This is a genomic window from Mesorhizobium amorphae CCNWGS0123 (assembly GCF_001686985.1).
Classification (GTDB): Bacteria; Pseudomonadota; Alphaproteobacteria; order Rhizobiales; family Rhizobiaceae; genus Mesorhizobium; species Mesorhizobium amorphae.
The window spans coordinates 3,433,804-3,458,782 of record NZ_CP015318.1; the positions used below are offsets into that span (position 1 = coordinate 3,433,804).

21 protein-coding genes are annotated in these 24,979 nt (G+C 62.6%); 11 read left to right on the forward strand and 10 right to left on the reverse strand.

Annotated features, from left to right (window positions below; genetic code table 11):
* Positions 1 to 151 precede the first annotated feature (151 nt).
* A complete protein-coding gene (locus A6B35_RS16140) occupies positions 152 to 2,839 on the forward strand; it encodes an EAL domain-containing protein (RefSeq protein WP_006203104.1) in 2,688 nt (895 codons plus the stop codon).
* Between the two features lie 30 nt (positions 2,840 to 2,869).
* Here the strand turns inward: A6B35_RS16140 and A6B35_RS16145 are convergent, their stop codons facing one another.
* Positions 2,870 to 3,385, reverse strand: a complete 516-nt coding sequence (locus A6B35_RS16145) for a CAP domain-containing protein (protein WP_006203105.1) — start codon at positions 3,383 to 3,385, stop codon at positions 2,870 to 2,872.
* 60 nt (positions 3,386 to 3,445) lie between these two features.
* Positions 3,446 to 3,808, reverse strand: a complete 363-nt coding sequence (locus A6B35_RS16150) for a winged helix-turn-helix transcriptional regulator (RefSeq protein ID WP_006203107.1) — start codon at positions 3,806 to 3,808, stop codon at positions 3,446 to 3,448.
* A gap of 114 nt (positions 3,809 to 3,922) precedes the next feature.
* On the opposite strand from A6B35_RS16150, the gene A6B35_RS16155 reads away from it, so the two are divergent.
* Positions 3,923 to 4,627 carry a glutathione S-transferase family protein gene (locus A6B35_RS16155; protein ID WP_006203108.1) on the forward strand — a complete coding sequence of 235 codons (705 nt, stop codon included), beginning with the start codon at positions 3,923 to 3,925 and terminating at the stop codon, positions 4,625 to 4,627.
* Positions 4,628 to 4,745: 118 nt separating this feature from the next.
* Here A6B35_RS16155 and A6B35_RS16160 read toward each other — a convergent pair whose 3' ends face one another.
* From A6B35_RS16160 to A6B35_RS16175, 4 genes are all read right to left on the reverse strand, one after another.
* A complete protein-coding gene (locus A6B35_RS16160) occupies positions 4,746 to 5,969 on the reverse strand; it encodes a TadE/TadG family type IV pilus assembly protein (RefSeq protein ID WP_006203110.1) in 1,224 nt (407 codons plus the stop codon).
* 356 nt (positions 5,970 to 6,325) lie between these two features.
* Positions 6,326 to 6,958, reverse strand: a complete 633-nt coding sequence (locus tag A6B35_RS16165; RefSeq protein WP_006203111.1) for a LysE family translocator — start codon at positions 6,956 to 6,958, stop codon at positions 6,326 to 6,328.
* Between the two features lie 120 nt (positions 6,959 to 7,078).
* Positions 7,079 to 9,040 carry a TadE/TadG family type IV pilus assembly protein gene (locus tag A6B35_RS16170; RefSeq protein ID WP_006203112.1) on the reverse strand — a complete coding sequence of 654 codons (1,962 nt, stop codon included), beginning with the start codon at positions 9,038 to 9,040 and terminating at the stop codon, positions 7,079 to 7,081.
* A 36-nt stretch (positions 9,041 to 9,076) separates the two neighbouring features.
* Positions 9,077 to 11,041: a pilus assembly protein gene (locus tag A6B35_RS16175; RefSeq protein ID WP_006203113.1), complete on the reverse strand. Its 1,965-nt coding sequence runs from the start codon at positions 11,039 to 11,041 to the stop codon at positions 9,077 to 9,079.
* Between the two features lie 291 nt (positions 11,042 to 11,332).
* Here A6B35_RS16175 and A6B35_RS16180 point away from each other — a divergent pair, with 291 nt between their 5' ends.
* The 3 genes from A6B35_RS16180 (at position 11,333) to A6B35_RS16190 (ending at position 13,635) form a co-directional block, all read left to right on the forward strand.
* Entirely contained in the window at positions 11,333 to 12,193 is an 861-nt protein-coding gene (locus tag A6B35_RS16180) for a TIGR01459 family HAD-type hydrolase (protein ID WP_006203114.1), read from the forward strand.
* A gap of 35 nt (positions 12,194 to 12,228) precedes the next feature.
* Positions 12,229 to 13,212: a bifunctional riboflavin kinase/FAD synthetase gene (locus A6B35_RS16185; RefSeq protein WP_006203115.1), complete on the forward strand. Its 984-nt coding sequence runs from the start codon at positions 12,229 to 12,231 to the stop codon at positions 13,210 to 13,212.
* A 96-nt stretch (positions 13,213 to 13,308) separates the two neighbouring features.
* Positions 13,309 to 13,635: a hypothetical protein gene (locus A6B35_RS16190; RefSeq protein WP_006203116.1), complete on the forward strand. Its 327-nt coding sequence runs from the start codon at positions 13,309 to 13,311 to the stop codon at positions 13,633 to 13,635.
* Here A6B35_RS16190 and A6B35_RS16195 read toward each other — a convergent pair whose 3' ends face one another.
* On the reverse strand, positions 13,636 to 14,190 hold the full coding sequence (locus A6B35_RS16195; RefSeq protein WP_006203118.1) for an HdeD family acid-resistance protein: 555 nt from the start codon (positions 14,188 to 14,190) through the stop codon (positions 13,636 to 13,638).
* A gap of 281 nt (positions 14,191 to 14,471) precedes the next feature.
* On the opposite strand from A6B35_RS16195, the gene A6B35_RS16200 reads away from it, so the two are divergent.
* A complete protein-coding gene (locus A6B35_RS16200; RefSeq protein ID WP_006203119.1) occupies positions 14,472 to 14,906 on the forward strand; it encodes an FKBP-type peptidyl-prolyl cis-trans isomerase in 435 nt (144 codons plus the stop codon).
* Positions 14,907 to 14,952: 46 nt separating this feature from the next.
* Here A6B35_RS16200 and A6B35_RS16205 read toward each other — a convergent pair whose 3' ends face one another.
* The 3 genes from A6B35_RS16205 to A6B35_RS16215 are packed head-to-tail and all read right to left on the reverse strand — an operon-like array spanning position 14,953 to position 17,749.
* Positions 14,953 to 15,504 (reverse strand): flavodoxin, encoded by a 552-nt coding sequence (locus A6B35_RS16205; RefSeq protein ID WP_006203120.1) that lies wholly within the window; start codon positions 15,502 to 15,504, stop codon positions 14,953 to 14,955.
* Between the two features lie 53 nt (positions 15,505 to 15,557).
* Positions 15,558 to 16,547 carry an aldo/keto reductase gene (locus A6B35_RS16210; RefSeq protein ID WP_006203121.1) on the reverse strand — a complete coding sequence of 330 codons (990 nt, stop codon included), beginning with the start codon at positions 16,545 to 16,547 and terminating at the stop codon, positions 15,558 to 15,560.
* 38 nt (positions 16,548 to 16,585) lie between these two features.
* Positions 16,586 to 17,749 carry an aldo/keto reductase gene (locus A6B35_RS16215; protein WP_040583031.1) on the reverse strand — a complete coding sequence of 388 codons (1,164 nt, stop codon included), beginning with the start codon at positions 17,747 to 17,749 and terminating at the stop codon, positions 16,586 to 16,588.
* A 108-nt stretch (positions 17,750 to 17,857) separates the two neighbouring features.
* Between A6B35_RS16215 and A6B35_RS16220 the strand changes: the two genes are divergently transcribed.
* From A6B35_RS16220 to ileS, 5 genes are all read left to right on the forward strand, one after another.
* A complete protein-coding gene (locus A6B35_RS16220) occupies positions 17,858 to 18,748 on the forward strand; it encodes a LysR family transcriptional regulator (RefSeq protein ID WP_040583032.1) in 891 nt (296 codons plus the stop codon).
* Between the two features lie 157 nt (positions 18,749 to 18,905).
* A complete protein-coding gene (locus tag A6B35_RS16225; protein WP_006203126.1) occupies positions 18,906 to 20,456 on the forward strand; it encodes an acid phosphatase in 1,551 nt (516 codons plus the stop codon).
* A 23-nt stretch (positions 20,457 to 20,479) separates the two neighbouring features.
* Positions 20,480 to 20,692, forward strand: coding sequence for a hypothetical protein (locus A6B35_RS16230; protein ID WP_006203127.1), 213 nt, complete (start codon positions 20,480 to 20,482; stop codon positions 20,690 to 20,692).
* A 133-nt stretch (positions 20,693 to 20,825) separates the two neighbouring features.
* The gene (locus tag A6B35_RS16235) at positions 20,826 to 21,623 is read left to right on the forward strand and encodes a MipA/OmpV family protein (RefSeq protein ID WP_040583043.1); all 798 of its coding nucleotides are present in this window, start codon (positions 20,826 to 20,828) and stop codon (positions 21,621 to 21,623) included.
* A 303-nt stretch (positions 21,624 to 21,926) separates the two neighbouring features.
* Complete coding sequence (gene ileS / locus A6B35_RS16240; protein ID WP_081482176.1) at positions 21,927 to 24,902, forward strand: isoleucine--tRNA ligase; 2,976 nt, start codon at positions 21,927 to 21,929, stop codon at positions 24,900 to 24,902.
* Positions 24,903 to 24,979 lie beyond the last annotated feature (77 nt).

A 24,979-nucleotide genomic window follows, 5' to 3' on the forward strand; every position in this document is an offset into this window, starting at 1 on the left:
GCACCAGGATTTTCAGATATCCACCGCCGTCAGCTCCTGACTTCGAGCTGGTTCACCTACCATTAGTATATCTCGATCACGATGCAGTCGCTTTTGGGTTGAAAAGCGAGGCGTGTTGCTTTGCGCCGGCACCAAACCGGAGGAACTCTGTTTGGGCACGAAACCATCCAGGAAAGCCGCCGAAGCACCGGAGTCGGCCAATCTGGCCGCGCTGGCAAAGCTGACGATCGCTTCATACGAAACGCTCGAGCGCGATCTTCGAGCCCGGATCGCAACGCTCGAAGGGCAGGCGCTGCGATTTGAGACGGCGATCGATAACGTTTCGCAGGGCATCTGTTTTTTCGACGCCGATGAACGGCTGATCCTGTGCAACCGCCGCTATGCGGAAATTTATCACATTGCGCCGGAGCAGTTGCAGCCGGGGCTGACGCTCCGCGAAATCGTCGAACGCCGCGTCGCTGCGGGGACATCCACGACCGACGCCGACGCCTATCTCGCATTGGCCCGATCGGTCAATTCGGGCATGGCTCCAAAAGCCTGGACCGCCAACCTCACCGACGGCCGGACTATTCAGGTCTGCCATCAGCCGATGCCCGACGGCAGTTGGGTGGCCACGCACGAAGACATTACGGCGCTCGCTGCCAATCGACAGATCGTCGACGAGCGCATCTCGCTGCAAACGCTGATCGACTGGGTGCCCGATTATCTTTGGGTCAAGGACACCGAAAGCCGTTTCGTCGTGGCGAACAGGGCACTTTCTGTCGACTGTGGTCGGGAGAAGACCGGTGACATGATCGGTCTGACCGATTTTGATCTTCATGCCCCGGAACTTGCGCAGAAATTTCGCGCGGTGGAGCAGAACGTGCTCAGCAGCGGGCAACCAATGATCGACAAGGAAGAGTTTGTGGTCGATGCGTCGGGCGCCGTCCGATGGTTCTCATCGACAAAGGTGCCGCTGCGCAATGCCCGCAATGACATCATCGGCCTGGTCGGCATCGCTCACGATATCACCGCCCGCAAGCAAGCGGACATCCTTCGGGACGGGCAGGCGCATATCCTGGAAATGATCGCGATGAGCGCCCTGCTCGAAGACGTGCTCGACCGCCTGATGCGCCTTGTCGAGTCGCAGTTGACGGGGATATTCGGTTCCGTCTTGCTTCTCGACAAGGACGGCAGCCATTTGCGGCACGGCGGTGCGCCGAGCCTGGCGAAAGACTATACCACAGCCATCGACGGGATCGCCGTCGGCCCCAAGGTTGGATCATGTGGCACTGCCGTCTATCGGCGCGAGCCGGTCATCGTCGCAGACGTCATGCAGGATCCGCTTTGGGAAGATTACCGTGAGGTGGTGGCACCCTTCGGCTATCGTTCGTGCTGGTCGACCCCGATCCTGTCGCACCAAGGCGCCGTGCTAGGCGTCTTCGCGATGTATTCAATGACAGTGCGTGAACCGACCGGGGCCGAAACACGGCTGATCGACTTCACGACACGCATTGCAGGGATCGCCATCGAGCGCAAATTGGCTGAAGACCAGATTCACTTCATGGCCAACCATGATGTGCTGACCGGGCTTCCAAATCGCGCTCTGCTCGAGGATCGGCTCTCTCAGGCTCTGCTGTATGCGCAGCGATACGATCGCTGGGTTACGGTAGTGTTCATCGACCTCGACAATTTCAAACTCGTCAATGATACGCTTGGCCACAACGCCGGTGACGTGCTGCTGAAGACCGTCGCCAACCGTATGGTCGAATGCGTAAGGTCAACCGACACCGTCGTGCGGCTTGGCGGCGACGAGTTTGTCATAGTCCTGTTCGACCAGCCGACGAACGTCGATCTCATCTCAGAGACGCTGCAAAAGATCCGGGCGGCGATAGCGGAGCCGGTTCATCTGGGAAGGCATCGGCTGAGGGCGACGGCCAGCATTGGCATCGCCAACTACCCCAAGGACGGGACGAGCCCGGATACGCTGCTGGCCAATGCCGATGCGGCCATGTACCGTGCGAAGGAATTCGGCCGCGACAATTTCCAGTTCTATGCTCCCGAATTCAACACCAGAGCGCATGAGAAATTCGTGCTTCAGGAAGAGTTGCGAAACGCGCTCGCTCATTCGGAATTCATTTTGCTCTATCAGCCGCAAGTCGATCTTCGTTCAGGGGACGTCTTTGCGGTCGAAGCGTTGCTGCGCTGGAAGCATCCGACACGAGGCATCGTGGCGCCGAACACATTCATTCCCACCGCCGAGGAGACCGGCCTGATCGTGCCGATCGGCGACTGGGTCCTGCACGAGGCCTGTCGGCAGAACAAGGCCTGGCAGGACGCCGGCCTGCCGCCGCTGACCGTCTGCGTGAACGTCTCGGCGCGGCAATTCAGGGAACCGAACCTGATCGGCCGTGTCGTGAATGCCCTGAAGGACAGCGGTCTGGAGGCCAGGTATCTCGAGCTTGAGGTGACCGAAAGCCTTATCATGCAGGACGTTGAGCTGGCGGTCGCAACGATGAACGCATTGCAGAACCTGGGCGTCCAGATATCGATCGACGATTTCGGAACAGGCTATTCCAGCCTCAGTGCACTCAAGACCTTTCCCGTGGCACGGCTGAAGATCGACAAGTCATTCATCAAGGATCTCGCCGTCGACGAGAACGATCAGGCAGTCGCCAGTGCCGTGATTTCATTGGGTCAAAATCTGCATCTGAGGGTCATTGCCGAGGGCGTCGAGACAGACGATCAGGTGGCCTTCCTGCGCAAGAACAATTGCGATGAAATGCAGGGCTATCATTTCAGCAAACCGGTCTCGGCCCAGGGCATCGAGAAATTGCTCGACGGCAAGCGTGATGGATGACGGCCAGCAATCTCTGCAGATTGGTCGCGGCTATTTCCCAAGCACCAGGCTCCAGTAGCGCAGGCCGGAGTCGCGGCCGTCGCGCACATAGGCAAGACCGAAGCGGGTGAAGCGCGGGTCGAGCATGTTGCGGCGATGGCCGGGCGAATGCACCCAGATGTCGAACAGTTTCGCCTGGTCGAAGCGGCCTTCGGCGATGTTTTCGGCGGCCGCACCGGCAATGCCGTTGCCCCTGACGCGCGAGGAAAAGCTCTTGCCCCAGCCGGTTGTATGGCTCATGCGCCGCGCCCCGGCCATATAGCCAGCCTGCTGCAGGGCCGCCTGTTCGAGCTGTCCATCGGGAACCAGCGGGCCGAGCCCGGCCGAAGCCCGGATGCCGGCCAGCGTGCCGGTGGCGGATGAGGAGACGCCGGCGCCTTCGCCGGTCGGCTGCGAAACGGTGCTGCAGGACGCGAGGCCGGCCAGCGCGGCGAGGCTGGCTCCCTTGAGCAGCAGGCGCCGGTTCAGATTCGGGATTTGGTCGTTTTCGATGTTCGCAATGGTCATGCCCGCCTGAGATAAGCGCGATCATGGCTTTTGCCGGGCAGGGCGGCGAAAATCTTGGTCCTAGGCAGCCGTATCGAGATTTGTTTCCGAGATTGGAGAACGGCCGGTCCGGTCGTCTTCCGTATGCACCCACCACGAGCCGAGCGCATCGATCAGCGGCACGAGCCTGCGGCCAGGCCCGGTAAGGTCGTAGTCGACGCGCAACGGATAGCCCGGATGCGCTGTCCGCCGCACGATGCCGGCGTCCTCCAGCTTGCGCAACTCCAGCGCCAGGATGCGGTGCGACACGGTCGGATTGTCGCGCCTCAAGTCGCTGAAGCGTTTGGTCCCGTCCTTCAGATAGTAGAGCAGCAAGGTCGGCCAGCGGCCGCTGAGCACGCGCATGGTCTCTTCGATCGGGCAGCGCGAGACGACGTCTTTCATGGGGGGCCTGTGGCGGGCTGGTTACAGAATTGTGCGTAATTTACATGGGGCGGCCAGCGTTTAGGGTCAAGTTTCGCTGCGCGGCGTGATCCCTGAACATGGAAGAGACAACAGATGGAACCTATCCTCCTTTACGGCTTCCCGGCGGGAAGCTCGATGGGCCTGGTCGCCGCCTTCGAGCGCGTCGGGCAACCCTACCGGCTGTGTCGCGTCGACATGCTGGCCGAGATGAAAAACGATGCCTATGCCCGCATCAACGGCCGGCAGGAAACGCCGGTCCTGATCACCGACGAAGGCAAGGTGCTCACCGAAACAATGGCCATTGCCGCATGGCTTGAAGCCCGCGACAGTGAGCGCCGCGTCAGCTTCGAGCAGCACACGCCGGAAGCCGACCGCATGCATCAGCTCATGGCTTTCGTGAACACCGGCTTCACCGCCGCATTCAGCCCGCTCTGGGTGGCGCTGGAAATGGCGTCGCCCGATCCGGCGCTGCAGGCGACCTTGCGCGATTTCGGCCGCAAGGCGGTGACCGAGCGCCACGACCGGCTAGAGGCCATGATCACCGATACCGACTTCCTGGCCGGCGACCGGTTGACGCTGGCCGACACCACGCTGATCGGCGTGGCGCGCTGGGCCGAGTACCACGAGGCGATCGACGGTGCCGCCTATCCGAAGCTCGCCGCTTTGCGCCGCCGCATCGAGGCCGATCCGGCCGTGCGATACGCGCTAGGTGTCGAGGATGGCGAGAGGCCTGTCGGCTCCGGCGCCTGCCTGGGGCACGTTCCCCTGGCCGAGGTCATCGAGCGCTACGCCGCCTAGAACCGTAGGCGGGGCGGTGCCAGCACCTGGCGCCGCCCCTTCCGACAACCGCCTGTATGTAACGCGGCGTCCGGGCAGCATGTTGAAAATCGCTACCCGTGCGGCGCGAAATACTCGCTCATTTCGCGAGCGTGATGAGGCGGCCGGCATACATCTCGCGATCTCCGAGCAGGGCCGCACAGTCCGTTCTGACGGAGGAGTTTCCCGTCATCTGCACGGTCTTGCCGACAAGCCTCAGACAGTCGCCCTGGCCGCTCATGTCGGAGTTCCCGGCATAGGAAATGGGCGCGTCGGGCGCATAGACGAATCCGCTGATTTTGGAATTTGCGGCGCCATTCAGCGTCAGGGCGGAGGTGTTCTCGTGGTCCTGGAAAATGGTGATGCCGGCATAGGGGCCGCTGGTCGGCGGGGAAAGGTTCACCTGCTCATTGGCGTTTATGTAGAGCTGCGCCCCCTCCATGAGGAACAGGGTCACGCCCTGGCCGGTCAGGCTGCCGTTGCCCCCCGGCTTTATCGTGGTGCCGCGCAGAATGTAGACGCCTGGGTCCAGCGTGATGTTTCCCGACAATGTCTTGTCGCAATAGGTGCCGGGCGACAGCGTGTAGGTTTTGCCGTTCGGGACGGGCAGGCACAATGTGTAGGGGGGAGGGACGACGTCGGCCAGAGGATCGATGGACGCATATTGATCTTCGAGCGGCGTTCCGCAGGTGAGACTGGCGTTGGGCAGCGAAAGCCCGGAAGTGCCGCCGACGGTCGAGACGCAGCCCGCAGAAACCAGCGCGGAACCGCCTCTGCTGACGGAATCGGACGCATCCGAGTTTGACGCGATCACGCAGCTGCTCATCGAGACATTGGTCGAGCCCTGCAGGTTCACGGCGGCGGATGCATGCGGATCGAGCGCCAGCACGCAGGCCTGCGCGCCGGGGTCTATCTTGACCGAGGCCGAGCGGTGCGCCTGCCAGGCGGCCGAGCCGCTGATGAAGCCTGGGTGGCTGATGCTGGACGAAAGCGAAATGTAGTATGCGCCCGAGCCCCCGCTGGCGGTAGCTGAAAAAGCCGAGACGCTGCCCGAATATTTCTCCTGGTCGACGTCGCGCAGGTTGGCCGCGAAGAATGTCAGCCCTAGCTCCTGGACTTCGCCAGCCGTCATGTCGGGAGAGTACTTCGTACCGACGGCAAGCCCAGCCGCGTCCAGCGAGTTCTGCAATTGCGCGGCGTCGTCGCTCGTCCCCACGAGATCGATGGCGCCGGCCACGCCAATCATGACCGGCAGCATCGCTATCGCGGTCGCTATGGCAAAGTTGCCGCGCTCCGATAACCAGAAGTCTCTGAACGTGAACATTGCCCCTTGCCCAAGCTTGCCTGCCTTATGTGGTACGCTAGGGGAATCTACGGGCCATTTAAGAAAACACTAAAATTCTAAATGCTAAAATCCCGCTCAATAGTTGACCAAAAAGGGCCCTGCCAGCACGGTCATATGAGCGACGGAATGAACATATCCGAATTGTTCGGAAGCCAGTGGCGACATGGCGGTCCGACCCTGATTCTGGCTGGCGAGCTTGACGATTTCAGCCCCTCAAAAAAATGCCTGGAGATGATGACCCTTGGGCGGCTAGCCAAGAGTGACAAGACCCGAACAGCGCGCTGCCGCCCTTTGAGCAGCGGAGCCATCCGTTCATCGCTTGGCGGTTTCCGATCTCAGCGTTGTGCGTCGGTCGCCATCCTGAGCGCCAGCGCTGCCAGCACGGTGCCCATCATCCACCGTTGGACGACCAGCCATAGCGGCCGTCCGGCGAGGAAGGTGGCGATAGAGCCGGCCGTCACCGCGATGATGGCGTTGACGGTGAGGCTGATCGAAATCTGCGTGACGCCGAGCACCAGCAGCTGCGACAGCACATGGCCCTTGCCGGGGCTGATGAACTGCGGCAGCAGCGACAGATAGAGCACCGCCACCTTCGGGTTGAGGAGATTGGTCATCAGGCCCATGGCGAACAGCTTGCGCGGCCTGTCCTTGGGCAGTTCGCGCACCTGGAACGGCGAGCGCCCGCCGGGCCTCACCGCCTGCCAGGCAAGCCACAGCAGATAGAGCGCGCCGGCAAGGCGCAGCGCGTCATAGGCGAAGGGTACGGCAAGCAACAGCGCGCTGATGCCGAAGACCGCTGAAACCACATAGAACAGGAAGCCGCAAGCGACGCCGCCAAGCGAGATCAGCCCGGCCTTCGGTCCTTGCGAGAGCGAGCGCGAGATCAGATAGATCATGTTCGGCCCGGGCGTCAGCACCATGCCGAGGCAGACCAGCGCAAAGGCGAGATGATTGGCGGCGTCGGGCATCTGGGGAGTCTCCGGATGGTGGCGGGAACACTCACCATGTGCCTTCAACAACCGCAAGGGCATGATGAGAGGGAGCGGTTGCGCCAGCGCTGACAAATGGCGAAAGCATCGAAGCTGCCTCTAACTGACCACGCGCAGGTTCGACAGCTCGTTGGCGATTTCCTTGAAATTGTCCGACAGCGTGGCGCCGGTCGCGTTCCAGAACAGCTTGGCCGGTTTGCTGGCGTCCGTCGGGTCCTTGCGGAAGCGCGAGTCGGACGAGCAGGTCTTCAGCGCTTCCATGGCCTTGACGTCGCCGGCGTCGGTCGACGACATGTCGAGCGCGACAGTCATCAACATGATGTTGGCCGCCTTGGCGTTGTTGCACAGCGTCGCCATCTGCTCGTTGAGCGCTTTGGTGTAATTGCTCGAACTGTAGTTGAACTGGCCAACGTCGCTCGACGTGCCGCCGAACAGCCGGGTCACCGCCGTGCCGAAATAGGCGAGGCCGGTGTAACCATAGGCGGCATAGGTCGACTTGTTGCCGGCCGGGTCGCTGCTTACCGTCGAATAGGTGTTTTCGCCGTCGGTCAGCACGATCACGACCTTGTCGTTGCCGCGCTCCGTCTCCGGCCGCCCTTCGGTGAAGGGTTCGGTGCTCGACACGGTGCGCCAGCCCCAGGCCATGCCTTCCGGCACGTTGGTGTTGCCGTTGGGCGCCATCAGGTCGATCGCCGCCTTGATCGCGGTCAGCCCTTCCGGCTTGGTGACGTCGGTCAGCGGCGTGATCGGCGTCGTGGTGCAGCTGTAATTGGGACCGGCGCCCTTCGACAACACCGGCGCATCGATCGGCCGCGGTTGGAAATACTTGGCCATGTTGGACTGCCGCGTCTTGCCTGTGGTGCTTGTCGGGTCGTCGTTCCACCAGCTGTTGGCCGCGCCATAGGTAACAGGCTTCGCCTCATCCGGATCCTGCGTCAGGTACCAATGGTTACCCGGCTCGTCCGGAGCGAACATCGGCACGAACATGGTGGCCGGATCGCCGACACTCGTGCCGGTGTTGTTGGGCCCGCCGGAGGCCGGCGCGTCATTGACATTGTAAGGGTAGGGCCGGACCTCGACGCAACCCTGCCAGCTGGCGAACGGGCCGTAAGTGTCGTTGTAGTCGTATTCATCGTGGTTGCGCTTGCAGGTGTGGTTCGACCGGTACTCGTCGCAGACGACACGCTTGCTGCCGACGATGCGCTCGTGGCTGGTCACCACCTTCATGTCGCGATAGAGCGAGAACCGGGTCAGCATCTGACCCTCCTCCTCGCCCCAGCCATCACCCTTCTTGTACCAGATGCCGTTGATCTTCTGGGCATATTTGTCGGCGGCATTGAGCGTCGACCAGTCGAAATTCTCGTTGTGGACCGGCGACAGCCCATAGGCGTCGATCCACGAGGCATTGTCGTTGTCCGGCCCGACATTGACCGAGGCGGCGAAGGGCACAAGACTGAACTGGACCGGCTTGTCGATCTGCTTGATCGCCACTGCCTGCAAGGCCAGCGTATCGACGAGCTGTTTTGCGGCCTGCTTGAGCAGGTCGATGCGCTTTTGTCCCGAACCGGTGCCGGCTGTGCTCATCGAGCCGGAATTGTCGAGCACCATGGCGACTTCCAGCGTGTTCTTCAGCCGGACCTCCGAGCAGACGGAGTAGTCGACATCGGTAGAGGTCTTGCCGATCAACATCGCCGCCGCCGGCAGAAAATGGGGTTTGTACACCAGCGCCGCACAGAGCTTCACCAGGCCGCCGCCGGTCGTGCTGCTGGGCAGCGTGACGTCGAGCGTCGTGTTGGCTGGATCGACACTGCCGAGGTTGGCGTTGAAGAAGTCCAGCGCATAGGCCCTCAACTGGTCGTCGGTGGCGCCTTCGGCGAGGCGGCGGGCGGTGGCGACGTTGGCGGCGTCGAGTGCGTTCACCACCCTCTGCTTTTCGTTGGTCATGCCCGCAAAGTCGACTGCCAACGCCACGCCGCCCATCAACGGCACCATGGCGAGCACGGTCATGAGGGCATAGTTGCCGCGCCGGTCGCGGCAGAAGTCACGCCAGAGTTCACGCATTTTATGTGAGGGGCCCTTGCTTTGATGGCCAGCCGATCAGCTGACGATGCGCAGGTTCGACAGTTCGTCGGCGATTTCCTTGAAGCTCTGAGACAAGGTGGCGCCTGTCGCATTCCAATACAGCTTGGCCGGCTTGGTGGGGTCGGTCGGGTCTTTGCGGAACCGCGAGTCTGATGCACAGGCCTTGAGCGCCGTAATCGCCTTTTTTTCGCTCGCCTTTGATTCGACGAGGTCGAGCGAGACGGTCATGACGAGAATGTTCGAGGCCTTTGCATTGGCGCAAAGCGTCTGCATCTGCTCGTCCAGGGCTGCCGTATAGTTGGCATCCGTATACGTGGTCTTCCCGACGTCGGTGCTGGTGTTCATGAACAAGCGCGTCACGCTTCCCGATCCGGGATAAGTTAGCCCGGTGTAGCCGTAAGCGGCGTAGGTCGACTCGTTGTTGGCATAAAAACTGTCGCTGATGGCGCTGTATGTGTTGGCGCCGTCAGTCAGCACAATCACCACCTTGTCATTACCTTTTTCGATGTTTGGCCGACCTTCCGTAAAGGGCTCGTTGCTCGAAACGGTTCGCCAGCCCCAGGCAAGGCCCTCCGGGACGTTGGTATTGCCGGTCGGCGCCATGGCGTCGATAGCGTCATCAAGTTGCTTCTTCTCGGCGGCTACGGTGACGTCCTTCAGCGGCGTGATCGGATTGGTCGTGCAAGCCGCGTTCGGACCGTCGCCCGACGAAGCAGAGGCAGAACCATAAGGCTTGATCAGGAAATATTTTCGCATGTCCGACTGCCGCTGCTTGGCCGTCGGGTTGGCTGGGTCGTAAGGCCAGTCGGCCCACCAATTGTTGCTGTAGCCGTAAGACACGCTGCTGACATCGTTGGTGCCGTCGCGGTTGAAGTCGCGCCACAGAGTCCCGGCCTCGTCAGGCGCGAACATCGGCACGAACAAAGTTGCCGGATTGGCGGTATCCGGCGTTGTATCGTCATCATTGTAAGGATACGGCCTCGCTTCCACGCAGCCTTGCCAACTGGCATAGCGGCTGGTCGTGTAGATATACTGCGGATCGGTCCAATGGCCCTCGGTACATTTGTTTTTCTTGTTGTAAACATCGCAGATGTACTGCTGGGAGTTGGGCACTTCCTCGCGGCCAGACTCGACGGTCATGTCGGCGTAGAGGCTGAAACGGGTCAGAGGCTCGTCCTTGCCGTCCCCCCAGCCATCCCCGCGCTTGTACCAGACGCCATTGCTTTTTTCGGCATACTTGTTCGAATCGTTGCTGGAGGTCATCTTCGTCCAGTCGAAATCTTCGTGCTGGATTGGCGAGATGCCATCCTGGTCCATCCAGCTATCACCATCATGCGTCGGGCCGACATTGACCGAGGCTGAGAAAGGCACCACGGAGAACTGCACAGGTTTCGTGACCTGCTTCATCTGCTGGGCCTGCAGTGCAAGCGAATCGATCAGCTGCCTGGAGGCCGCCTTTAGCAGATCTATGCGTTTCTGCCCGGTGCCGGACCCAAGCGTGCTCATCGAGCCGGAATTGTCGAGCACCAACGCAACCTCTAGCGTGTTTTTGAGTCGAACTTCCGACCTTGCGGTAATGTTGACCTCGGTATTGCTGGAGGCTTTGCCGATCAGCATCGCAGCCGCAGGCAGGAAGTATGGCTGATACTTCAGGCCAGCTTCCAGTACCAAAGTGCCACCGCCGATATTGTTGCTGGGAAGCGTGACGGTCAGCGTCGTATTGGCGGGCTTGACGTGGTTCAGGTTGGCTTCGAAGAAGTTCTTGGCATAGGCCTTGGCGGCATCATCGGTCACGCCGGAGACGAGTTGCCGGGCCGTGGCAATACCGGCCGCGTCGAGCGCGTTCATCGTCTCCTGCCGCTGCCGCACCAGTTCCGAATAATCGACGGCGAGCGCCACGCCGCCCATCAGCGGCACCATGGTGATGACGGTCATCAAGGCATAATTGCCGCGCCTGTCGCGCACAAACCTGCGGAACATTGTCTTTAGCCCCCGCTAATATACGACCATAGTCGCAAACGATCTAAGACCATGGTCACAGATCGTTAAATTTCACGTTGCTCGAAAGCATCAAGGTCGCGCCGCCTTTTTGACTGCGCGTTAACCCTATGATGCCGGATTAGCTTCGAGGGGGTGATGCCGCGCCCTTGACCGCCAGCACCGCCGCCGATGGCGAAAGCTGATGACAGGACGGAGCGCTTCGGCTAATGCGGGACCGGCTGCGGCGGACCGTCGGCGGCGGCCATCGCAACGAACGACTGGGAAAACGGCATGGCGGATTCGCCCGACATCATCGGCTCGCTCGCGGATTTGTCGGCGGCCTATGCGGCCATCCTCTGCGACGTCTGGGGCGTGGTGCACAATGGCGAGTGGCATTTCCCGGCGGCGGCCGCGGCGCTGGCCGCGGCGCGCGCGGCGAAGCTGCCGGTCGTTCTGATCACCAATTCTCCGCGCCGCAGTGCCGACGTGGTGGCGCAGATGAACGCGATAGGTGTCCCGCAGACCGCCTATGACCGCGTCGTCACCTCCGGCGACGTCACCCGCGACCTGATCGCCGAAGGTCCCAGAAAGATCTTCCATATCGGCGCCGACCGCGATTTCACCCTCTATGACGGCCTCGACGTCGATCTTGTCGAGGAGTTCGAGGCCTCCGGCGTGGTCTGCACCGGCCTGTTCGACGACGAGGTGGAGAAGCCCGAGGACTACGCCGAGCTGCTGCGACGGCTGCGGGCCAGGAACCTGCCTTTCATCTGCGCCAATCCCGATATCATGGTCGAGCGCGGCGAGCGCATGATCTGGTGTGCCGGCGCGCTCGCCCGCGACTATGCCCAACTCGGCGGACGCACGCTGATCGCCGGCAAACCCTACGCACCGGTCTATGACGTCGCGATGCGCGAGGTCGCCCACCTGCTCGGCCATCCCGTCGAGCGCTCGAAGGTGCTGGCCATTGGCGACGGCATGATGACCGACATAAAGGGCGCGGCCGACAACGGTTTCGACGTGCTCTATGTCTCCGGCGGCATCCATGCGCGCGACTATGGCGATCCGCTGCAGCCAGATCCCGCCAGGCTCGTGGCCTTTCTCGAAAAGCATGGCTATCGGCCTGTCGCGGTCATTCCGAGACTGCAGTAGGGGAGTAGGATCGCCCCGATGACGGAAGCCTCAAAATGACCGAAGCCTTCGAACGCGTTACCGCAACATCGCCGCTGCCGGCCCATTTGCGCGGCGGCGTGGTGGCGATCGGCAATTTCGACGGCGTCCATCGCGGCCACCAGGCGGTGCTCGACCGCGCGCTTGCCGAAGCGCGGCGGCGCGGCGCGCCGCCTCTGGTGCTGAGCTTCGAGCCGCATCCGCGAAAGGTGTTCAGGCCCGATATCCCGCTGTTCGTGCTGACGCCGCCGCCGATGAAGGCGCGGCTGCTGTCGCATCTGGGCTTCGCCGCTCTGGTCGAACAGCCGTTCACGCGCGAGTTTGCTTCGCTGTCGGCCGAGGCCTTCGTAACCGGTGTTCTGGAGGAAAACCTCGGCATAACCCATGCCGTCACCGGCTTCGACTTCCACTTCGGCAAGGACCGCCAGGGCGGCCCCGCCTTCCTGATGGCAGCCGGCGAGCGCCATGGCTTCGGCGTTACGCTGGTCGATGCGTTTCGCGACGAGGGCGCCGAGGTGGTGTCGTCGAGCCGCATCCGCGCACTTCTGTGCGAAGGTGCTGTCGCCGAGGCAGCAGGCCTGCTCGGCTATCGCTTCACCGTCGAGAGTGAAGTGATCCGTGGCCAGCGGCTTGGCCGGACGCTGGGCTTCCCGACAGCCAATATGAGGCTTTCGCCGGAAGCCACTCTGAAGGAAGGCATTTATGCCGTCCGCTTCCGCCGCGCCGACGGCACGCTGCATGACGGCGTCGCCAGCTTCGGTCGCCGGCCAACCGTCGACGACAACGGCGCGCCGTTGCTGGAAACCTTCGTCTTCGATTTCTCCGGCGATCTCTATGGCGAGACCTGTGAGGTGTCGTTCTTCGGCTTCCTGCGCACCGAGGTGAAATTCGACGGGCTCGACGCGCTGGTCGTGCAGATGAAGCGCGACGAGGCTGAGGCGAGGGCGCTGCTGGCCGGCGTCCGTCCGCTGTCGGAACTGGACCGCTCAATCGCCTTTTGACGGCTTTCAAGACCAGCGGTCGAATATCGCCGAGAGATGCAACCGATTGTGAAGTCGTTATTTGAAGGCCGCCGCCAACACGCCCAATGCTCCAGGATGAAAATCGACACCGCCGTGTGGAGTGTGGTGCTGCTGTGCTCGGGGATGTTCATCCTGTGCGATGGGCTGAGCGCGCATTGGGGCAAGACCGGCAACGGCCGCAGTCTGGCATCCGTCATGCTGCTGGCGCCGTTGTCCTATTCGACCTTTGCTTTCATCAACACGCGGCTGAACCTGGCGGTGACGGGTGCGCTGGTCAACACCATCGTGGTCGTCGGCGCCGCGCTTGTTGGTACCTTCGTCTTCAAGGAGCAATTGTCTTCGATGCAATATCTGGGGATCGTGTTGGCCGTCATTTCGATGACGCTGCTGCATCTGGACTGACTATCTCTTCAACGCCAGTCCGATCGCAATAAAGCCCCAGCCCTGGAAGATCAGGTCGATGGCCAGGAACAGCCCGAGCACCCACAGGCTGTTGACCGGCCAGCCCATGGCGATGACCAGACCCGCCAGCGCGCTAATGACGCCGGCCGCGACCAGCCAGCCCCAGCCTTTCTCCGGCCGGTGGTTGTAGCCGATCCAAGCCCTGAGCACGCCGGAGGCCACCAGCGCTATCGCCAGCAGCAAGGTCAGCACCGCCGAGGCCAGCAACGGATTGCCGAAGGCGAAGAAGCCGGCAACGGCATAGAGCAGGCCGCTGAGCAGCCAGTAGAAGAAACGGCCCCAGGTCTTGACGCCGAAGGCATGGATGATCTCGATCGCGCCGCCCAACAGCATCAGCCATCCTACGAGATAGACCGAGGCGACAGTGGCGATCATCAGGTTGCCGAAGGCGATGGCGCCGAAGATCAGCAAAAGCACGCCGAGGGCCACGAACCACCCCCATTTGTCACGCGTCCGGCCGATCGCGTCTTTCAGGGCATCGCCTTGCAAGGTCATGGCTGCATCTCCTTAGGGGATTCGCCGCGCATCAAGCTGCTTGCAGGTTAACGCCGATGACCTTGCCCGTCCAGCGAGCAGGCTGCCGGCGGCCACACCCAACCATGTTGCATGGGTCGTTTGTCGGGGGGCCGACCGCTCGTAGCTCAACGGTGGGTTTACATCGCCAGCTGGGCCCCTAGTTTTAGAGTTTCGCGCCGTGCACCTTTGTGCGTGGATGATCGAAAACGGGACCGCGAACTCTGGCTGGTCCCTCAAAAACTCCCAAAAGGATGACTGCCATGACACAGGCCAAGAATGGCGACACCGTGCGCATCAATTATACTGGACGTCTGGCCGACGGCACTCAATTCGATGCTTCCGGCGGTGAACCGCTGCAATTCACGCTGGGCGAGGGGCAAGTGATCCCCGGCCTTGAAACCCATGTCGAGGGCATGGAGGTCGGCGCGAAAAGCACCGTCACCGTTCCCGCCGAAGCCGCCTATGGTCCCCACCGCCCCGAAGCGGTCATGACCATCGACCGCGCCCGTGTGCCGGATAACATCAACGTCGATATCGGGACTCGATTGCAGGCCAGGACCCGCGCGGGGCGCCCCATGCCGGTGACAGTCGTCGGCGTGGACGACGCCAGCATCAAGCTTGACGGCAATCATCCGTTGGCCGGGAAAGATCTGGTGTTCGACGTTGAGCTGGTCGAGATCGTTCAGGCGGCGTAGGAATTGGCTCCAAAGGGACCGCCGCCATCTGTGACGAGTAACCCTGCTATTTCACCTTCAGCGTGTCCAACCACTGGGTGATCCGCTCTATGGTCTGGCGCTCTTGGGGCGCCTGCATCGAGAACCCTTCGATCAGGCGCGCCTGAGGGGCGTGGCTGGCCAGAACGGCTTCGCTGTTGCCGAGCCCGAAGCCGCCATGCGTGATAAACGGAATGATGGTCTTGTCCGCAAGGTCGTGGACCGTCAGGAAAGTGCGGATCACCGGCGGCGCGGTCTCGCCCCAGATGGGGAACCCCAGAAACACCGTCGCATAGGAGGCGGTGCTCGGAAGCTGGGCCTTGAGTGGCGGCCGGTCGCCGCGATCGCGCTCCTGCCGCGCCTGCTCGACGGTTTCGAAGTAGTCGGCCGGGTAGGGTGTCGCCGGTACGATCTCGAAGAGATCGGCCGGCAGCGCCCGGCTGAGCTGCCCGGCGATGACCCGGGTGTTGCCGCTCCGCGAAAAGAACGCCACCAATGACTTGCCTTCCGCGCGGGGTGCGGCATCGGCCGGCGTGACCGATGCGCTTCCGGCCGCGAGCGGCAGCAGCAGCGATGACATGAGGATTTTCCGCCTCGTCGGCTTTTGAGCATCGGTCACGGTGCAGATCCCGATCAGAGCCCGGTCATCTTGAGCGCGGCTTCGGGCAGGCGTTCGCCCAGGACCTCGATCTTCGCCAGGGCGTTGGCGAGTTCCTGCAGATCCTGCGCGGTCAGCGTCACATCGACCGCGCCAAGGTTCTCCTCGAGACGGTGACGTTTGGTGGTGCCCGGGATCGGCACGATCCAGGGCTTCTGCGCCAGCAGCCAGGCGAGCGCGACCTGCGCGGGCGTCGCGCCTTTGTGCTCGGCCACGCCTTTCACGACATCGACCAGGGCCATGTTGGCCTTGCGCGCCTCCGGCGAGAAGCGAGGCACATTGTTGCGGAAGTCGGTTGGGTCGAACTTGGTATTCTCGTCGATCTTGCCGGTCAGGAACCCCGCACCCAATGGGCTGAATGGCACGAAACCGATGCCGAGCTCGTCACAGATCGGCAACAATTCCGCTTCGACGTCCCGGTAGAAGAGTGAGTACTCGTTCTGCACCGCCGTGACCGGCTGGACTACGTGCGCGCGGCGGATGGTCTGGACGCCCGCTTCAGAAAGCCCCCAATGGTTGACCTTGCCTTGGGCGATAAGGTCCTTGATAGCGCCGGCGACGTCCTCGATCGGAACGTTCGGATCGACCCTGTGCTGGTAGAACAGGTCGATACGGTCGGTTTTCAAGCGCTTGAGGCCAGCGTCCGCGACACGCTTGATGTGCTCGGGCCGGCTGTTGGTACCGCCGGTGCGGGCACCGGTCTCAAGATCGATATCAAAACCGAATTTGGTGGCAATGACGACCTGGTCGCGGATCGGCGAGAGCGCCTCGCCTAGGAGCTCCTCATTGGCAAAGGGCCCATAGGCCTCGGCCGTGTCGAACAGCGTCACGCCCCGCTCGTGCGCGAGGCGCACGAGCCCGATCATCTCCGCCTTGTTGGCCGGTGGCCCGTAAGCGGAGGTCATGCTCATGCAACCCAGGCCGACGGCGGAGACCTGCAGGTCTCCAAGTGTTCTAGTTTTCATGACGAACTTCCATGCGATCGTAGTGTGAGACTGTCGGCTCAGCTCTTTTCCGGCGCTTCGACGCCTGAATAGACCAGCACGGCGTCGGGAAGGCGCGCGCCCTGAACCTGGATTGCGCCGGCTGCGGCGCTGAGTTCCGCAAGTTCCTCCGGCGTGAACTGGACCGAAGCCGCGCCGATATTTTCGAGCAGGTGCGGCATCTGGGTCGTCCCGGGTATGGGAACGATCCACGGCTTCTGCGCCATCAGCCAGGCGAGCGCGATCTGCGCGGCAGTAGCCTGCTTGCGCTTGGCCCAGCTCTTGACCAGCTCGACGAGCGCCAGATTGTGCGGCAGGTTCTCGGCCGAGAACCGGCCCTCGATCTTGCGGATATCGCCCTCCGCGAACCGCGTCCTGGCGTCGATGGCACTGGTCAGGAAGCCCACGCCAAGCGGGCTCCATGGGACAAAGCCGATGCCGAGTTCTTCGCAGAGCGGAAGCACTTCGCTTTCCGGCCCGCGCCATAGCATTGAGTATTCACTCTGGACGGCGGTGACCGGCAGTGCGGCGTGGGCACGACGCAGGGTGTTCAGTCCCATCTCGGACAGCCCCCAGTGCGTGACTTTGCCCTGGTCCATGAGATCCTTGACAGCACCGGCGACGTCTTCGATCGGCACGTCCGGGTCGACCCGATGCTGGTAGAGCAGGTCAATGTGATCGGTGCGCAGGCGCTTGAGCATGCCCTCGACCGCCAGCTTTATGCGGTCCGGTCGGCTGTTCAGCCCCGGGCGCCGCTCGCCCGTTTCCAGGTCGATGTTCCAGCCGAACTTCGAGGTGATCAGGACGCGGTCGCGAAACGGCGCTATTCCCTCGCCAAGGATCCGCTCGACCTCATGCGGGCCATAGGCCTCGGCGGCGTCGAAGAAGGTGACACCCCGATCGAATGCGGTTCGGATGATATTGATCATCTCGGGTCGGGTCGGGATTGTCGTCTGATAGGTCCGGCTCATGTTCTGGACGCCGATGCCGAGACTGGAGACTTCCAGCGAGCCCAGCTTCCGCCGCCCGCTCAGTGCCGCGGTGCTGTTGACGCCTGTCGCTTGAGCGGTCTCCTGGGCTGGCGCCTGGGAACCGCTGGCCAAGAGAAGCGGCGTCGCCGCGAAACTTCCCGCCACGCCCAGAAAGCCACGGCGCCCCATCCTTAAAATCCCTTCATCTGCCATTCCTAGTCTCCTTCTCCGTTGCTGCTGCGAAGAAGATAGGGGATGCGGCATCATGCGATAACCTGCTATAATCCGCATGAGCCTGTTAGCTGGACTAACAAATACATCATGCAGAATTTCAACGATCTCGCCGCATTTGCGACCGTCGCCCGGGAACGGAGCTTCACGCGTGCGGCAGCCAGGTTGGGGGTGTCGCCCTCGGCACTCAGTCAGACCATCCGCAACCTTGAGGAGCGGGTCGGGCTCAGGCTTCTGACCCGGACCACGCGCAGCGTGGCACCGACCGAAGCCGGTGATCGCCTTTTGCGCACCGTGGGCCCGAGGTTCGAGGAGATCGAGGCAGAACTGGCCACCTTGAACGCGCTGCGCGAGAAACCGGCCGGAACGGTCCGCATCACCACCGGTGAGCACCCGGCGATTTCCGTACTGCAGCCCGCCCTCAAACGCTTCCTGCCGGACTATCCCGACGTCCAGGTTGAGATCATCGTCGACTACGGCCTGACGGATATCGTCGCCGAAGGCTATGATGCCGGTGTCCGCATGGGCGAGCAGGTCGCGAAGGACATGGTGGCAGTCCGTATCGGGCCGGACATCCGCATGGCCGTGGTCGGTTCGCCAGAATACTTCGAACGCTTCCCGGCCCCGCAAACCCCGCAGGACCTCACCGCGCACAAATGCATCAACATGCGGCTGCCGACTTACGGCGGACTGTTCCCGTGGGGTCTCGAGAAGGACGGCCGCGAGGTGAAGGTGCGCGGCGACGGCCAGCTGGTCTTCAACAATCTTGGCATGCGCTTGAGTTCGGCGCTGGACGGGTTGGGGGTCGCCTACATGCCTGAGGACCAGGTGCTTCCGTACGTTGCGGAGGGTCGGCTTATCCGGGTTCTGGAGGAATGGTGCCCGTACTTCCCCGGCTATCACCTGTACTATCCAAGCCGGCGTCACACGTCGCCGGCTCTATCCCTATTGATAGACGTCCTGCGTCACCGGGGCAGCTGATTGCCTGCCGGGCCATGGCTGCATCTCTTCCGGAATTCGCCGGCTACATGCACTGAGCGAAAGTTACCGCCGACGGCGTTGCCCATCCAGCGCAGCAGCTATTGCCAAGGTGCGGCGAAGCTGGTGTCATCCCGCTTTGCACTAGGGAGGTATGACAATGAAGCGATCCTATGGGCTCGCGCTGTTTTCCTCAACTCTCGCCCTGTGCGTTGCCGCTTCGTCTGCCGCGTTCGCGGCCGGGCCCGGCGATCCGCCAGCCGACATCGCCAAGATAGAAACGGTGGTCGTCATCTTCGCCGAGAACCGCGCCTTCGACAATCTCTATGGCCATTTTCCCGGTGCCGAGGGCATCGACCAGGCGAGCAAGGAAAGCCTGCAGCAGCGTGACCGTGACGGTTCGGTGCTGCCCGAACTGCCGCCGGTATGGGACGGGCTGACCGCCAAGGGCGTTACGCCGCCGGTGACGCAGGCGATGACCGAGCACCTTCCGAACGAGCCGTTCACAGTGAACGACGCGAAAGGTTTCAACGTTCCGCTCAGCGTCGCAACGCACGATCTCTGGCACCGCTTCTACCAGAACCAGATGCAGATCAACGGCGGCAGGAACGACATGTTCGTCGCCTGGGCCGATTCAGGTGCTATGCCGATGAGCAACTGGGACGCCTCCAAGACCGAGATGTGGGCGGTCGCGCAGAAATACGTGCTGGCCGACCATTTCTTCATGGGTGGCTTCGGCGGCTCTTTTTTCAACCACCAGTGGCTGATCTGCGCCTGTGCACCCTACTACCCGAATGCCGACAGGAGCCCGGCCAAGCCGTCGATCTCGGTGACGGACGAAAGCGGCACAGCGCTGAAGATCGCCGACAATTCACCGAAATCGGCGCGCGACGGTATCCCGAAATTCGTCTCCGACGGAAATCTGACGCCGGATTTCTATGCGGTGAACACAATGCAGCCGCCCTACCAGCCGAGCGGCAACAATCCGGCGCCCGGCGGCGATCCGCGCATGGCGGATCCGGCCAATCCTACAACGCTGCCGCCGCAGACGGAGCCGACCATCGGCGACATGCTCAGTCTCAAGCATATCACCTGGGCATGGTATTCGGGCGCCTGGCAGTACACACTCGACCACGGCAACCACGAGCCGATCCCGAATTTCCAGTATCATCACCAGCCGTTCAACTATTACGCCAACTACGCGCCCGGCACCGAGGCCAGGCGCGAACATCTGCGCGACGCCGGGCTCGGCGGCGTGAGCTTCATCCAGGCCATCGACGATGGCGCCCTGCCGCAGGTCTCCTTCTACAAGCCGCAGGGCAATCTCAACGAGCATTCCGGCTATTCCGACATCCAGGCAGGCGACCGCCATATCGCCGATGTCATTGCCCATCTGGAGAAAAGCCCGCAATGGCCGCATATGCTGGTCGTCGTCACCTATGACGAGAACGGCGGCATCTGGGATCATGTCGCTCCGCCCAAGGGCGATCGCTGGGGACCGGCCACCCGCATCCCGGCAATCATCGTTTCGCCTTTCGCCAAGCGCGGCTATGTCGACCATACGCGCTATGACACGACTTCGATCCTGCGTTTCATCACCGAGCGTTTCGAACTGCCCGTACTGCATGGCATCGTGGTTCGCGACAAGGCCGTGGCCGCCCATGGGGAGCCGCCGCTCGGCGATCTTACCGGCGGGCTCGACCTGAATTGAGGGCCCGTATCTGGAGGACGACGATGGACGTGGACAGAATCGTCGCACTGGTCACCGCTGCCGGCATCGAACTCACCGACCGCCGCCGCAACGCCAAGGATGACGGTTGGTCCCTGAGCTTCGCCAATGGTGCCACGGTGGAGCTCGGTGACGACGGATCGGCGCGCGCTGCCGGCAAGGGCGCCCGGACCGTGGCCAGGCTGCTGGACATGCCGACCGCGCCGCGTAGCACATGATCCGGCGAGGCCGACGTCGCGCCTGGCCGTTACCGCCTTTGTTACGGATCTTAAGTCAAATTTTACCCAACCGGCGCCATGGCTTGAGCGCTGTCGGGTGTTCTCTCCAGTATGTTTCGCGTAAAGGGTGATGATGCGTATTGTCAGGTCGATTCCGCTGCTTCTCGCCTCCGGGCTGCTCACCGTGTCCGCCGCGAGTGCCGGCGAGGGGAGCTGGCTGTCCGGCGACTGGTACCTGACGCTCGGCGCCACGGGCCTGGTCGCGCCGGATTTCGAGGGCGGCAAAAAATACATGCTCAGCGCCCAGCCGATCATCTCGCTCGGCAAGGCCGGTCCCCAGGCGCGCTTCACCTCGCGCAATGACAACATCTCGCTGGCGCTGATCGACGACGGCAGCGTGCGGGCCGGCCTGACCGGAAAAATCCTGTTTTCCCGCGACAGCGACGATGAGCTGAAAGGCCTCGACCCCGTGCGCTGGGGTGGCGAGGCCGGCGGCTTCTTCGAATTCTATCCGCTGGACTGGGTCCGCGCCCGGGCCGAGCTCAGGCACGGCATCCGCGCCCACAACGGCTTTGTCGCCGACATCGCCGCCGACGCTTTCTACGACGTGACGCCCACGGTCCGGATTTCGGGCGGGCCGCGCATTTCCTTCGCCTCGGCGGACTATTTCGACGCTTACTACGGCGTCAACGCCACGGAGGCGGCGGCGTCGGGCTTGAGCGAATACGATCCAGGCGGCGGTCTGAAGTCGACCGGTCTGGGCGGCGCGGTGACCTGGAAGGTGACCGAGCCGATGACGGCCAGCCTGTTCGGCGAATATTCGCGCCTGATGGGCCCGGCGGCCGATTCCAGCCTGGTCAAGGAGCGCGGCGACCGCAACCAGTTCACGGTCGGCGTGTCGACCACCTATCGCTTCGACTTTTCGATGTAGCGATTTGAACTGCGTGCTTTATTCCTGACGCCTAATCCGCTAAAAGCCCGGCCATGACGAGCTTTTCGCGCCTTTTTGCGATCGCGATACGAATTACGAGCCCGGTGTTCCGGGTGGCCTGAGAGCCGCCGGAGCCGCCGGGAATGTTGCGCGCGGCCTCTCGCGCTTTTCCAGATCATCAACGCATATCGCCCAAAAGTGGGTCCGGTTTTGGGAAAACGATATGCGTCAAAGCGAAGACTTCAACGCCCGAGCCCTTTGCCGCCGGGCAGTGCACATGGCAGACCGATGACCGACACCGCAATGACCGATACCGCTGAAACGATCGACTATTCCAAGACGCTTTACCTGCCGCAGACGGATTTCCCGATGCGCGCCGGATTGCCGGAAAAGGAGCCGCTGCTGGTCAAGCGCTGGCAGGACATGGACCTCTACGGCAAGCTCAGGCAGGACGCCGCCGGCCGCACCAAATACGTGCTGCATGACGGCCCGCCCTATGCCAACGGCAACATCCATATCGGCCATGCGCTGAACAAGATCCTCAAGGACGTCATCATCCGCTCGTTCCAGATGCGCGGCTACGATTCGAACTATGTGCCCGGCTGGGACTGTCACGGCCTGCCGATCGAATGGAAGATCGAGGAGCAGTACCGCGCCAAGGGCAAGAACAAGGACGAGGTGCCGGTCAACGAATTCCGCAAGGAATGCCGGGAATTCGCCGCGCACTGGATCTCGGTGCAGGGCGGCGAGTTCCAGCGGCTCGGCGTCGTCGGTGACTTCAAGAACCCCTATACGACTATGGCTTTCCATGCCGAGGCGCGCATCGGCGGCGAATTGCTGAAGTTCGCCATGTCGGGCCAGCTCTACCGCGGCTCCAAGCCGGTGATGTGGAGCGTGGTCGAGCGCACCGCCTTGGCCGAGGCCGAGGTCGAGTACCAGGACTACGAGAGCGACATGATCTGGGTGAAATTCCCGGTCGCAAGCCTTGCCCGTCCGGTCTCCGGCACTGACGGTGAACAGCCGGCGGCATTGTCTGAATCCTCGCTGGACCTGCTCGAAGCCCATGTCGTCATCTGGACGACGACGCCATGGACCATCCCCGGCAACCGCGCCGTCAGCTATTCGCCGCGCGTCGCCTATGGGCTCTATGAGGTCACGGCGGCGGAGAACGCGTTCGGCCCGCAGCCCGGCGAAAAGCTGATCTTTGCCGACGCACTCGCCGAAGACTCCTCGGCCAAGGCCAAGATCGTCTTGAATCGCCTTCACAACGTCTCGGCCGAACAGCTTGAAAGCCTTACGCTATCGCACCCCTTCAGGGGGCTTGGTGGCGGCTATGAATACCCCGTGCCGATGATCGCCGGCGAACATGTCACCGACGATGCCGGCACTGGATTCGTGCACACTGCGCCAAGCCACGGCCGCGAGGACTTCGACGCCTGGACGGACGCGGTGGCCGAGCTGCTCAAGCGCGGCATCGATACGGCGATCCCGTTCCCTGTCGATGATGCCGGCTTCTTCACCAAGGACGCGCCGGGCTTCGGGCCGGACCGCGAGGGCGGTGCCGCGCGCGTCATCGACGACAACGGCAAGAAGGGCAACGCCAACCAGGCCGTCATCGACGAACTGATCAAGCGCAACGAGTTGTTCGCGCGCGGCCGGCTGAAGCACAGCTACCCGCATTCGTGGCGGTCGAAGAAGCCGATCATCTTCCGCAACACGCCGCAATGGTTCGTCTATATGGACAAGGAACTTGGCGACGGCACGACGCTGCGCAGCCGTGCGCTGAAGGCGATCGACGACACGCGCTTTGTGCCGGCGGCCGGCCAGAACCGCATCCGCGCCATGATCGAGGAGCGTCCCGACTGGGTGCTGTCGCGCCAGCGCGCCTGGGGCGTGCCGATCGCCGTCTTCGCCGACGTGGACGGCAATGTGCTGAAGGACGAGGCGGTCAACCAGCGCATCATGGACGCTTTCGAGACGGAAGGCGCCGACGCCTGGTTCGCGGCCGGCGCCAAGGAGCGTTTCCTCGGCAATCACGATGCCGCGAAATGGCATCAGGTGATGGACATCCTCGACGTCTGGTTCGACTCGGGTTCGACCCATGTCTTCACACTCGAGGATCGCCCGGACCTGAAATGGCCGGCCGACGTCTATCTTGAAGGCTCCGACCAGCATCGCGGCTGGTTCCATTCCTCGCTGCTCGAAAGCTGCGGCACCAGGGGCAGGGCGCCCTACGACACCGTCGTCACCCATGGCTTCACCATGGATGAGGAGGGACGAAAGATGTCGAAATCGCTCGGCAACACCGTCGTGCCGCAGGACGTCATCAAGCAGTCGGGCGCTGATATCCTGCGTCTGTGGGTGGTGACCACCGACTACTGGGAAGACCAGCGGCTGGGCAAGAACGTGCTGCAGACCAACATTGACGCCTACCGCAAGCTCAGGAACACCATCCGCTGGATGCTGGGTACGCTCGCCCATGACGATGGCGAGGAGGTGCCGCTGGAGAAGATGCCGGAGCTGGAGCGGCTTATGCTGCACCGGCTGGCTGAACTGGATGAAGTGGTGCGCCAGGGCTACGACGCCTTCGAGTTCAAGCGCATCACCCGCACGCTGCTCGACTTCATGGTGGTCGAACTGTCGGCCTTCTATTTCGACATCCGCAAGGACGCGCTTTACTGCGACGCGCCGTCCAGCGTGAAGCGCAAGGCCTCGGTACAGGTCGTGCGCCATTTGTTCGACTGCCTGGTCAAGTGGCTGGCGCCGATGCTGCCCTTCACCATGGAGGAGGCCTGGCTCGACCGTCACCCCGACGCCGTTTCGGTGCATCTCGACCAGTTCCCGCAGATCCCGGAAAGCTGGAGGAACGAGGCGCTGGCGGAAAAGTGGCGCAAGGTGCGGCAGGTTCGCCGCGTCGTCACCGGCGCGCTTGAGATCGCGCGTGCCCAGAAGGTCATCGGTTCCTCGCTCGAGGCGGTGCCGGTCGTTACAATCGACGATGCGGCGCTCGAAGCGGCGATATCGGACGTCGACATGGCCGAGATGGCGATCACCAGCGACCTTGTCATTACCCATGGCAAGGCCGCGGACGGCGCTTTCACGCTGGACGACGTCAAGGGCGTGGCCGTGGTGGTGGAGAAGGCCGAGGACCGTGGCTTGGCCAAATGCGCCCGTTCCTGGCGCTACACCGCCGATGTCGGGCAGGACCAGGCATTCCCCGATGTCTCGGCACGCGATGCGGCTGTGCTGCATGAGCTGAAGGCGCTCGGCCGCCTGTGAATGGTGGCATATCGGTGCACAAATGCCACGGCGGGCGCCCGATCGGCGCCCGCGCGTTGCCCTTAACGAGTGGTTGA